The sequence below is a fragment of the Verrucomicrobium sp. GAS474 genome, assembly GCF_900105685.1.
Taxonomy (GTDB): domain Bacteria; phylum Verrucomicrobiota; class Verrucomicrobiia; order Methylacidiphilales; family GAS474; genus GAS474.
Map to the genome: position 1 here is coordinate 3,753,710 of NZ_LT629781.1, position 9,735 is coordinate 3,763,444.

The 9,735-nt window shown below is 59.5% G+C and carries 15 protein-coding genes and 1 tRNA gene; 4 read left to right on the forward strand and 12 right to left on the reverse strand.

Features of this window, described 5'->3' with window-relative positions; all coding sequences use genetic code 11:
* Positions 1-553: 553 nt before the first annotated feature.
* The 3 genes from BLU04_RS16075 (at position 554) to BLU04_RS16080 (ending at position 1,998) form a co-directional block, all read left to right on the forward strand.
* Complete coding sequence (locus tag BLU04_RS16075; RefSeq protein ID WP_093280658.1) at positions 554-1,036, forward strand: hypothetical protein; 483 nt, start codon at positions 554-556, stop codon at positions 1,034-1,036.
* Between the two features lie 151 nt (positions 1,037-1,187).
* Positions 1,188-1,388: a hypothetical protein gene (locus BLU04_RS16715; RefSeq protein ID WP_157894987.1), complete on the forward strand. Its 201-nt coding sequence runs from the start codon at positions 1,188-1,190 to the stop codon at positions 1,386-1,388.
* Positions 1,372-1,998: an ImmA/IrrE family metallo-endopeptidase gene (locus BLU04_RS16080; protein ID WP_093280661.1), complete on the forward strand. Its 627-nt coding sequence runs from the start codon at positions 1,372-1,374 to the stop codon at positions 1,996-1,998. Before BLU04_RS16715 ends, BLU04_RS16080 begins: the two co-directional genes overlap by 17 nt.
* An 83-nt stretch (positions 1,999-2,081) precedes the next feature.
* Here the strand turns inward: BLU04_RS16080 and BLU04_RS16090 are convergent, their stop codons facing one another.
* Positions 2,082-3,062, reverse strand: coding sequence for a hypothetical protein (locus tag BLU04_RS16090; protein WP_157894988.1), 981 nt, complete (start codon positions 3,060-3,062; stop codon positions 2,082-2,084).
* Between the two features lie 314 nt (positions 3,063-3,376).
* Positions 3,377-3,444 (reverse strand) — tRNA-Arg (locus BLU04_RS16720).
* Positions 3,445-3,590: 146 nt separating this feature from the next.
* Between BLU04_RS16720 and BLU04_RS16095 the strand changes: the two genes are divergently transcribed.
* On the forward strand, positions 3,591-3,947 hold the full coding sequence (locus tag BLU04_RS16095) for a hypothetical protein (protein WP_093288222.1): 357 nt from the start codon (positions 3,591-3,593) through the stop codon (positions 3,945-3,947).
* Here BLU04_RS16095 and BLU04_RS16100 read toward each other — a convergent pair.
* From BLU04_RS16100 to BLU04_RS17130, 10 genes are all read right to left on the reverse strand, one after another.
* On the reverse strand, positions 3,944-4,366 hold the full coding sequence (locus BLU04_RS16100; RefSeq protein ID WP_093288225.1) for a hypothetical protein: 423 nt from the start codon (positions 4,364-4,366) through the stop codon (positions 3,944-3,946). The two genes, BLU04_RS16095 and BLU04_RS16100, sit on opposite strands and share 4 nt — an antisense overlap.
* A 95-nt stretch (positions 4,367-4,461) precedes the next feature.
* Positions 4,462-4,704 carry a hypothetical protein gene (locus BLU04_RS16105; protein ID WP_157895420.1) on the reverse strand — a complete coding sequence of 81 codons (243 nt, stop codon included), beginning with the start codon at positions 4,702-4,704 and terminating at the stop codon, positions 4,462-4,464.
* A 71-nt stretch (positions 4,705-4,775) separates the two neighbouring features.
* Entirely contained in the window at positions 4,776-4,997 is a 222-nt protein-coding gene (locus tag BLU04_RS16110) for a hypothetical protein (RefSeq protein WP_093288230.1), read from the reverse strand.
* 3 nt (positions 4,998-5,000) lie between these two features.
* On the reverse strand, positions 5,001-5,726 hold the full coding sequence (locus BLU04_RS16115; RefSeq protein WP_093288233.1) for a hypothetical protein: 726 nt from the start codon (positions 5,724-5,726) through the stop codon (positions 5,001-5,003).
* A gap of 31 nt (positions 5,727-5,757) precedes the next feature.
* A complete protein-coding gene (locus tag BLU04_RS16120; RefSeq protein ID WP_093288236.1) occupies positions 5,758-6,009 on the reverse strand; it encodes a hypothetical protein in 252 nt (83 codons plus the stop codon).
* 18 nt (positions 6,010-6,027) lie between these two features.
* Entirely contained in the window at positions 6,028-6,201 is a 174-nt protein-coding gene (locus BLU04_RS16725) for a hypothetical protein (RefSeq protein ID WP_157895426.1), read from the reverse strand.
* A gap of 401 nt (positions 6,202-6,602) precedes the next feature.
* Complete coding sequence (locus tag BLU04_RS16125) at positions 6,603-8,135, reverse strand: GDSL-type esterase/lipase family protein (protein WP_093288330.1); 1,533 nt, start codon at positions 8,133-8,135, stop codon at positions 6,603-6,605.
* The gene (locus tag BLU04_RS16130) at positions 8,132-8,869 is read right to left on the reverse strand and encodes a hypothetical protein (protein ID WP_093288240.1); all 738 of its coding nucleotides are present in this window, start codon (positions 8,867-8,869) and stop codon (positions 8,132-8,134) included. Before BLU04_RS16130 ends, BLU04_RS16125 begins: the two co-directional genes overlap by 4 nt.
* A gap of 25 nt (positions 8,870-8,894) precedes the next feature.
* The gene (locus tag BLU04_RS16135; protein WP_093288333.1) at positions 8,895-9,503 is read right to left on the reverse strand and encodes a hypothetical protein; all 609 of its coding nucleotides are present in this window, start codon (positions 9,501-9,503) and stop codon (positions 8,895-8,897) included.
* On the reverse strand, positions 9,500-9,631 hold the full coding sequence (locus BLU04_RS17130) for a hypothetical protein (protein ID WP_255360054.1): 132 nt from the start codon (positions 9,629-9,631) through the stop codon (positions 9,500-9,502). Before BLU04_RS17130 ends, BLU04_RS16135 begins: the two co-directional genes overlap by 4 nt.
* Between the last annotated feature and the right edge of the window lie 104 nt (positions 9,632-9,735).

Here is a 9,735-nt window from a genome sequence, read left to right on the forward strand (position 1 = left end):
GGAGGCCTCCAGATCTCTTGCGAGAAGGTCGGACACATAACGGGAGAAGCTAATCCCGCGTTTAAACGCCAACCGGGATGACGATTTTTTCAGGACCGGGTCTAGCGCTAAGTTCGTCCGAACTTTGGGATGATTCGTCTTTCGATTTGCCATTCACCCATCATTACACAACCTTTGCGCAATGAAAAAGTAAAACTTGAGTCTACAGCAATTATTGCGCAATCTTTATGCTATGGGACAAATACCTATTGACGGAGAAGGAGAAAAACGCGTACGACAAAACATAGCTATCAGCCCATCACTTAAGAATGCGGGGCAGAAGAAGGCGCGAAGCCTGGGGCTATCGTTTTCTCAGTACATCGCTAATCTTTTGAAGCGCGAGGTAGACAGGGAAACGATTGAGCAGGAGGCGAGCAAAAAGGCGAAGATCGCATCCCAGAAGCCGCGCCCGCCACAGCCCCCACGCAAGGAAAAAGGCGAGTAGCTGGCCGAAGTAGATACTCCACCGGCACGCGTTCTGCATTAAGGAAACGATCTTCATTCCATCCATATTATGAGCACCACAAACGGGAGTCGACCGAGTCGGCGTCTAACTTCGTTAGACGCGAAGAAGGCCGTAAATATTAGCTTCCGCTGTTCAACGGAATTTAAAGCCGTACTTATTCACAACGCCCAGAGGCAGGGTTTCGACCTCTCCGGGTGGCTCCTGGACGTATCGCTCCGCGCTCTTCGCGAGGAGGGCATTCAGATATCCGAGGATCTTCCCGAGTACGATGAACCAGAGGCCCCCGGGGGCTCGCGCAATCACCGCATGGCCGAGATGCTGGCAGAACTAGCGAAGGAGGCCCGAGAGAGGGCTGAGCCCTGGGCTAGCGCCAGCGCCGAGGCCGAGCTAGGGGAGATCATACGACAGATCCGCAAGATCAATGACCCGAAGCTCTGGAACGAAGTTCACGAAGTTGTAGCGTGGAAGGGCCGAACGGCCCGGCAGAAGGCCCACGCTCTGAAGTTTCGGCTACAGAAGTACCAGGAATAAGCCGATGATATGACAGGCATGCGCGTTACACTGTGTAAGTAAAGCGTGTTGCATTAAGCCGATTATGAGTTACTCTGAATCAAGGGGTTGAAGACAAATATTTGTTGACATCACGATAGGTTCGGATATATAGGACCGCTCAATAAAACCAATGAACGCTACCACGACCACCTCCGCCCCCGTTGGTCCCGCCACTCGTCAATTCCTAGAATGGTGCGAGAAGGAAAAGGCTAACGGATTGGTTGATATCAAGTTCTTCGCTACCGGCGTCGAGAACACGACGGTCGAAGGCTTCCTGGAGGAGGCAAACAAGGCACTCTCCCCCAAGGCGGCCCATGTCGGAGCCGTCTAGTCCGCACCCCGCCATCACCTTCCTCGAAGTCTGCCAGTCAGTCCTTGAGGTGTTGGCCAGCATTCCGAACCTTCAGCCCCCCATTAACATCATGGGGGATGTCCGAGAGGCCATCGAAAAACGCCTATCGGTGGGTGTTGCTTTCAAGATCCATTTCGAGGAGAACACCTGGACTCCGGAGGCCCTCATCGGGATGCTCCTGCGATATAAAGACCGCGCCCGGGTTATCTATCCCGGAATCAATAATGGGTGCTGGCGTCGCTTCATCATGGCGAAGGAATTGGCCCATCTGATCATCGACACCGATCCCAGTCGCTTCACAACTGATCCGATTCGCCTTGTTCAAGAGCTCATCAACAAAGCGCCACTGCAGGTCGACGGCAGTCAGCCGTTCGAGTCAGAAAGATACGCCATTTACGTGGCTTACGAACTGATGATCCCGTGGCAGTTCAATGCCGAATGCCTCGCTCGCCTGGCTGCTGGACAAACTACTCTTGATCTCGCGAAATGGCTTCGCGTCCCGCAGAAGGCCGTTGAATTCGTTCTGTCGTCCGATTATCAGGCCTCGCGGAAAAAGGCATACGGGCAACTCTCTCCAATGCCGCTTTAGCTCGGCGGTAGAGCACCAGTTTTGCAAACCGATGGTTGTCAGTTCAACCTCGACAAGCATCTCTCTACTTCTTCACCTTCAGATCAAGGCCGCAACGCGAACCACGCCCCCCCGGTCTGGCGTTTGATCGACTTCACGTAGCTCCCCAAGGCGACCGTCTCCGAGTTCCCCATGATCCGCGCCAGCTCCGCCGCTCCGCGTTCGGGATAGGCGGCCAGGAAGTAGGAAGCGAACGAGTGGCGGGGGCCGTTGTCGGGCCACTCCCGCAGCTTCTTTTCGAGCTTTTCATTCGCCTTGATGAGGAGGGCCCGGAAATCGTCGAAGATGTACTTTTGGGTCCGCGAGGCAACCGGCCCGGCCTTCTTTCGATCTGCCGCCGGTATCCAGGCCCGCAGCGCATCGTTGATCGGAACCCAGCGCTCATTGTCCTTCTTCCGGGTTCCCTTTGCCACCTCTCGGCGAATGTGGATGACTCCCTCTTTCCAATCGAAATCCTCCCACTGGAGGCGGGGCCTCCCCCAGGATTCGGAAAATAGCTCGATGGACCGTATTCCCGCAAAACACTTCAAGGCGAGCAGTGCCCGGGTTTCGCCGGAGGAGGCATCCAGAAGCGCCTTCTCTTCCTCAAGGGTCAAGATGATCGGAGCCTTGTACGGAACCTCGATGGGCTCGATGTGGCGGCCCGGGACGCGCATGGGATTCACCGAAACGAAGCCCCGCCGGGTCAGCCATCCGAAAAAGACCGTTGCTCCAAGGTAGTGGCTCCGGCGGGTTTCCATGTCGGGAATCGCCTCCAGAACGGCGAGAAGGTCTTCCGGCCGAACCAGTGCCGCGGGGAGTCCGCCGGAGGCGCGGGCGAAGGGCCCCAGCTTCCATCGGAGGTTCTTGATGGTCCGGTCGGCCCGCTTCATGACATCGCGCTGATGGTCTATGAACTCGTCGATCCGCTGGCGGAGGGTGGAGGTGCTGGCGACAGGGGCGGGGGAATAGGATCGGATCGCATCGGCCATTTGCTGTGGAGTGAGTCCGCGCTCCTTAGCAAGAAGGAGAACGGCCTCGTCCACGTCGGTGGTGGGATTAGCTCGCTTGCCGGAAAAGAAAGCGTCCCTGCGGGCTTTGGCCTCCTCCTTGGCCTTGGTTTGCGAAGAGAAGAAAAGGCGCTTTCGCTTGCCGGTTTCGGAAAATAGAGGAGGGATCACAACAATGAAGCGATCCCCGGCTTTCTGGATGGTGATGGCGGAAATTCGCGGCATAGTGGCTTTTATTGGCTCTTTAAATCGTCCAACTTGGTCTGTTATGGTATCTAACGTCCGTGGGTTATCTGGCTTATACTGCCATTCTATCAGCTTAAAATCAAGCCGAAGACCATATTATAAACTGGTGGTCCCGAGCGGAGTCGAACCGCTGACCTACCCTTTAGGAAAGGGCGGTTTTTGGATCATAACGAATTGCATATTAAGCACATTACGTCCGATAATTGATGGATTGGCTTTTTGGTGGCTCTTTCGTTTAGAGCATCCCTTCCTTAAAGGGTTACACGATACGCATGCTAATGGCTTGTTCAAATTTCCAACTTGTAGCACTATACGCCCATGAAGTTTCTTCGCCCGCTGGCCGCCTTCCTCCTCATGGCGTCCGCAGTCTATGCGGAAGACCTCTCCCCTCTCCCCGCCGCTGAGGAGAAGAAGGTCTACGCGATCGTAGGAAATATCATGCAAGTGCAAGATGACGGCGTTCTTGTGGAATGCGATGCCGAGACCGCCAAAGCCGATTCAGACCGAGAGTCAAAATCTTTGAAGGGGGAACGTGCTACAGGCCTGATACTCCTCAAGAACTACCCGAAGAACAAAGCGAGGACTTTAGCGCCCGTTCGCGTTGATGCAATTGATGATGGGCTGGTGAAGTATCCAAACAAGACACTCCACTCCTACGTCATTAAAGATTCCTAAGCCAATCCCGCCCTACGCGCCGGGATCGAGGCGTAAAGCGGCTCGCTCAGGCCGTCGGGGAGGGTGGGATCGAAATGGCGCATGAAGCGATCGATGCGGGCTAGCTTGAAGTTGGCCGCCCACTTCTTTGAGTCGGTGAAGGCCGGGTTGTTCCACTCCGCATGGTCGAGGTACTGACCCGCGAAAAGGACCGTGCCGTCCTCCCTCTCGATCTGGATCATGTCTCGCGGCCGCAGGAAGGGGAAGAAGGCGACGATGGCGCGGGTGATGGCGAGCGTCTCCCCGTCGACCAGGACGCCGAAGGAGGCCAGGCCCTTGTTCGTGTCGTCATCCTCGTAGGAGTCCCAACCGCCGACGCTCTTGCCCTGGCCGTATTGCGTCAGCTCGATCCGAATGCGGTTGGCGGATGGGGTCGGCATGAAAGTGGTGCGGGGGATGGAAGGAGGGGAAACATGCAAACCCTTCCCGGCCTTGCGGAACGGGACATCCCCCGCATCAAATGCGGCGAGTCAACCTAGGGCTTAGCGGCTTCCCGCGCCCACCGCGCCAGACTCATGTTCTGAAGATCCCGATCGACGGTGACGAAACCCGCCGTGTCGGTCGCCGTCATCCCTTCGCCTCCCTTGAGGGCGGGATGAAAGCGGGTGCCATAGGTCGCCGCTAGGTCGGTGAAGTGAGTGACGTAGTAGGCACTGACCCGGTATCCGGCGCATTTTCCTTGAGCGTCGAAGACGGGGGCGTGCGGTTCGGTCCACATAGCGGGGGTCTCCGGCGCGGGGACGGGCTTCGGAGCGACCGTGCCGCACCCAGCCAAGATCAAGGCGAGGGCTAAGACAGGCGAGATTGCGCATCGGATTCGTCTCCCTTGATGGCCTTGGCTTCGGCCTCGTTGTCTTTCTCGACCTCGGCGGCCTCGCGGAGGGTCTGCGCGTTCTGGATCATGGCCGGGGTGTTGCTCTCGGTATCGCGCTGTTTGATGAGGCCCGCCGTCTCAGCCCAGGCCTTAAGGGCTTCCGGCAGGAGGGCAGTGAGCCAGGCGGGTATGACCATGACCTAGCTCCCGGCGTTGAACCGGACCTCCATGCCGTAGAGGAACGCTGAGGTGAGGGCGGAGCTGTTCGGATACTGCGTTAGGAAGGTCTTGAGGGCGGAGGCGGTGGCGTCGAAAATGGCGTCGTAGATAGCGACCTCGGCGTCGCTCAGGCCCGCCTTGCCCTCGGCCTTCGCGGCGGCGATCGAGGCATCGGAGGTGTCGACGGTGCCGGTCGAGGAGGTGATCTTGTAGAGGGCTCCCGTGACGAGGGAGCCAATCTTCCCCGTCCCGCTGCCCTGGACGTTCGCTAGAATGCGACCGGCTGCGTAGTCCCCGGCGGCCGTGGCGACGAAGTTCGAGGCGGGGAGGGCGGCTACGACCGTCGCGGCTTTCTCGACCGTGGAGCCCGCCGACTTCGCCGCGCTGGTCAGTTCCGCGCAGCCGGAGACGAAGAGCGAGGCCGAGAAGAGGAGGACGACAGCCGCCGGGCTGGTGCCAGGACCGGAGAACCTGGCCCGGACCCATTCGACGATCTTCTTCCGCAGCGTGACGGAGTGGATCACGGCGTAGATGGCTCCCGCGGTGATGAAGACCCAGCCCGAGAAATGATCGGAGACGAACTGGATGAGGGGGTCGACGTGCTCCGGGTGGACGCCGAGGGATCGGAGCCACTGGCCGAACGCCGCAAGGGCGGGGGAAACCAGGTCGAAGAGGACCGGGATGAGGAGGCGAAGGAGGAGATTCATACTCCCCTCGCCGCCTGTCAACCGATCCTCGTTAGTCCTTGAACAGGTGGAGGCCCCACTCGATGAGGGCCATCAAGCCCGTACCCAGGAGTGAAAGTACGAAGGCAGCCCCCATGACTTTCTTCTTGTCGCCCTGGAACTCGGCCACATCCCGCTCGACGGTGGCCACGCGAAGAACAAGGCCGGTCGTTCCGAATGCGGGGTTTCCCACCACGGCCGTCTTGATCTCGTTAAGAAGGATGTCCTGGGCGTCGAGGCGGGCCTTTAATTCGTCGTAGCTCATAATTAGGGGTAGGGGCGGCTACCAGCTCGAAAGCGCGGCCCGCTTCCAGGTGTTCGTCGCCGTGCAGACGTAGATGTAGGACGAGTCCCAGGTAATCGTACCAGCAACACCGGAAGAGGTGGCGTTCGCGGGGGGGGATGACCCGATCCTAATAGTCCCATTCACCTGGAGGGCGTTGACCCCGTCATTCATGTCCCCCCCCGAACGAGGCAAAACCATTTCCATAAATCGCAGCAACAACGCTTCCCGTCGTGCCGTCGGTGGCAATGGGGCGGAAGGAGACGCCGTTCTGGCCGGACGCCCAAACAATCTCCGTAGCGAAGCCCGCCGCGTTTCCGCCGAGGTGCATGCCATACAGGTTTCCTCCGCCACTATAAACAGCGAGGCCGCCACCCCCACCCGTCAGGTCACTCCCGTTGGTTTTAGTCCAAGAGGTCGGCCCAGATCCGGACGGCGTGATCGTGAGCGCCTGCCCCATGTTGATCGGCCCATGATAGATGCTGTTAACAGTGAAGGCATCCGTGCCAGACGATGTATCAAGCGCGAGCGCATGTCCGTTCGACCAGAGCCACGTGGCGCTGGAAGAATTAGCCTCATTGGATGGCGACTCGATGATATCGAATATCGGATTTCCCGTGTAAAGCGTGTGAAGGATTGGAGTGCCGTCGATGACGTTGCCTATTTAAAGTCATTCCGTGCTCGGTGTCGGCATTGAGTTCATACCCGCGGAGCAGGATTTTAGACCCGGTGTGATTCTTGCCGATTCCGATTTCGGAACTCGATCCCCCCGCGGCGTCCAAATAAACGTTCGCCGTCGAGACGCCGAAAGAAGGGCCACTAGGGATCGACCCGCTAGAGAAAAACGAGAGGGTGTTGGAGCTGCCGTCCGTTAACTTGGAGTTTTGCGGAAACGTGATGGGGCCGGTGAAATTCATGCCTGCGAAAGGCACGTCCGTGTAGCCGGGCGTCGCAGGAACACCCGCCCCTTTGCCAGCCATGACGCCATTGAGATATCGCGCCAGTACCTGCTGCCCCGCGTCGAGCGGGTGGAGTCCATCGTAGTAGAGCCCAGTGTCAGCTGGGTTCGAGAGCGCGGCGGCGTAATCAATCAGGATATCGCAGGGAATTGTTCCGTTACGAATGGCGCTGTTCACCTGCTGACGATAGCCCTCCATTGTCGCTGTCCAGCCGTAGGCGCTCGTCCGGGGCGTGATCGTGGAGAGCACCAACGTGAAGCCGTCGCTCCGCGCCTGGGCGCAGTAGGTGCCGAGGGCGGTGATGACCTGCGATCCGGTATTACCGAGATTCCCTATATCGTTCGTCCCGATCATGAGGAACAGATAAGCGGTCGCTCCACCGCTTCCGCCGCTCGCTGACGGGCGATAGGGCTTCACGTTGGAGTTGTAGCGATCGGATACGTTATTTCCCGATCCCGACCCCGGAGAGATCGTGCTCCCACTAACGGCATCATTAATGATCGTTCCGCGCCCGGACGCGAAGGACATCGAGGCGAAATAATAGGAGAAGGGATGTGTTGCGAACGCGCCCGCCGTGATCGAGTCGCCCTCGAAAATGAAGTATTGGTCGGTGTTCAGCTTGACCAATTTTCCGGGCGCATTGAACGCATTCCCCTGCGTTGTTGCCGAAGCGTCCAAAGAGAGGATAGCGCTACCGTCGATTGCGAGGCCGGAACCGATTTTGACGCCGCCCAGGACCGAGGCGGATGCCACGGGCAGTGAAAGGGTTCCATCGCCCGCCACAGCCAATCCACCGCCGATCTTCACAGCCCCCAGAATAGAACTGGTGGCCTTCGGAAGAAACTGCGGCAAAAGCATGCCCCCACCATCGAGCTTCACAAGCTGGTTGGCAGCGTTGAAGGTGTTTCCCTGAATGGTGACTCCACCGGTTCCGCCTGCTCCGCTGACGTTCAGCCCGCCGGAGGAGGCCGAGACGGAAACCGCCCCGGAACCGGAGCCAATGGAAACCGCCCCTGCGCCGATGACGGAGTGGCCGCCCATGTCGAGATTGCTTCGGGCAGCGCCCTGAAAGTTGGGGCTGTTGACCTTGTCCTGAGCGTGAGCGCAGGCGGAGGCGCCCAGGAGGGCGAGGAGGAGGAGTTTTTTCATGGAATGAGCAGGTAATCGATCGATCCGCCCGACTCGCTCGATTCGGGAGCGGCGGAAAGGTGGATAGCAAGGGAGGTGGCCGTGGTGGCGGTCTTGTTCCGATGGGCGCGGATGTCGTCGGCGTCCGTCGGGAGGGAGAGGGTCAGGAGGGCGCGAGGCGATCTGGACAACCCCAGGGCGGTGAGATCGGCAGTGTAGTCCTGCTGGCCGACGACCAGGGCGATGGAGCCCGTAAGGGAGACGGTGAGGATGTCGACCGGGGAGGGATAGACAGGCTCGGCATCCGTGGGAATGCCTTCGTCCCCCTTGATCACGTCGTCGAGAATGATGGCGTCCCAGGTATTCGAGGAAGTAATGAGGCCCGCCGTGCTGCGGACCTGGATTTCCCCCATGCAGGTCACCGAGGCCAGCGGATGCCCTCCGTTGTCGATGAGGGTGTTTAGCTCGGTCGTATTGAACGACGGCGAGAAGGTGTAGACGGCACTTGCACCCGCTCCGGCCTTTTCCCAAGCCAGGTCGGAGACGATGTACCCCCCATTGTAGTCCCCCTTGACCTTGATGCCGAAGATGCCGGTTGAGGCCGTATCGTCCAGGTCGACGACGCTTCCCCCGCGGCAGAATTGGAGGCTGATGGTTTGCGAGTCCCCCCGCTTAAAGGCGAGCTTCGCGACGGCGGTGTTATTCAGCGGCCCGACAACGAGCGAACCGGCGTTCAGGTCGAAGTAGAGCTGCACGTCACTTTGGGGGTGTCAACCCGGTCTAGGCGGGGGACTTCACCTCGATTTGGGCGGCCGGTCCCTGCGCGGCGCGATGAAGCGGCCCCATGACGTTGACGAAGGTGGGAACCTCGTGGCCCTCGAGCCGCGAGCGATTGAGGAACTGGATGACCGCCAGCACGTCCCTCCGGGGCACCACCACCGACACCAACTCGCTTTCCTTGGGGATCGAGGGCGTTTCCTTCACGTTGCTCATACGCCTTCCGCGCCAGTCAACTCCGGCCCCCACTTCGGCGACGGAAGAGGGCACTTGCTGAAGGCGCGGACCAGAAGCCCCCGGCCGCTGCACGTGATGCATTTCGTGCATTTTGCCGAATCCGGCGGGTTCCCAGAACGAGCATCCCTTGCAGATGGCCTCCCGGGCGGCAATGGTGGCGTCTTGCGCCCGCTTGGGTTTCGGGTTGGTGGTGACCTTCACGCGCATCAGGGCGAGCATCTTGTCGTGAGGCAGGACGTAATCGCCGTCCTCGTTGAGCGTCGCCGCCGCGATGACCGACTGGGCGAAGGATTGGCGTCTGCCCTGCTGGGCCGAAAGCTGGGCCTTGCAGACGATGACGTTGTCGCCGACGCGTCGGATCGGAGGTTTCATCATGAGGGGGCAATGCAGCTGGTGGAGATGTCGATGGTCCCCGCGTCGCCGAGGTAACCTCCGAATCCGGTTCCGTAGGGGCCGGTGATCGTGAAGGTGGCGTAGGTGCCGCACCCATTATCGGCGGTCATGACCGTGCGAACTTGATGGCGCACGGTTTGCAGCCGTCGACGCCGAGGAAGGCCTGCGTGATGGTGAAGGTGAAGGTCTTCACGTCCTCCCCAGCGCAACCGCA

Coding starts and splice junctions, on each gene's coding strand:
- BLU04_RS16075 (WP_093280658.1), top strand. CDS start 554: ATGAGCACCACAAACGGGAGTCGACCGAGTCGGCGTCTAACTTCGTTA.
- BLU04_RS16715 (WP_157894987.1), top strand. CDS start 1,188: ATGAACGCTACCACGACCACCTCCGCCCCCGTTGGTCCCGCCACTCGT.
- BLU04_RS16080 (WP_093280661.1), top strand. CDS start 1,372: ATGTCGGAGCCGTCTAGTCCGCACCCCGCCATCACCTTCCTCGAAGTC.
- BLU04_RS16095 (WP_093288222.1), top strand. CDS start 3,591: ATGAAGTTTCTTCGCCCGCTGGCCGCCTTCCTCCTCATGGCGTCCGCA.
- BLU04_RS16100 (WP_093288225.1), bottom strand. CDS start 4,366: ATGCCGACCCCATCCGCCAACCGCATTCGGATCGAGCTGACGCAATAC.
- BLU04_RS16105 (WP_157895420.1), bottom strand. CDS start 4,704: ATGTGGACCGAACCGCACGCCCCCGTCTTCGACGCTCAAGGAAAATGC.
- BLU04_RS16110 (WP_093288230.1), bottom strand. CDS start 4,997: ATGGTCATACCCGCCTGGCTCACTGCCCTCCTGCCGGAAGCCCTTAAG.
- BLU04_RS16115 (WP_093288233.1), bottom strand. CDS start 5,726: ATGAATCTCCTCCTTCGCCTCCTCATCCCGGTCCTCTTCGACCTGGTT.
- BLU04_RS16120 (WP_093288236.1), bottom strand. CDS start 6,009: ATGAGCTACGACGAATTAAAGGCCCGCCTCGACGCCCAGGACATCCTT.
- BLU04_RS16725 (WP_157895426.1), bottom strand. CDS start 6,201: ATGAATGACGGGGTCAACGCCCTCCAGGTGAATGGGACTATTAGGATC.
- BLU04_RS16125 (WP_093288330.1), bottom strand. CDS start 8,135: ATGAAAAAACTCCTCCTCCTCGCCCTCCTGGGCGCCTCCGCCTGCGCT.
- BLU04_RS16135 (WP_093288333.1), bottom strand. CDS start 9,503: ATGATGAAACCTCCGATCCGACGCGTCGGCGACAACGTCATCGTCTGC.
- BLU04_RS17130 (WP_255360054.1), bottom strand. CDS start 9,631: ATGACCGCCGATAATGGGTGCGGCACCTACGCCACCTTCACGATCACC.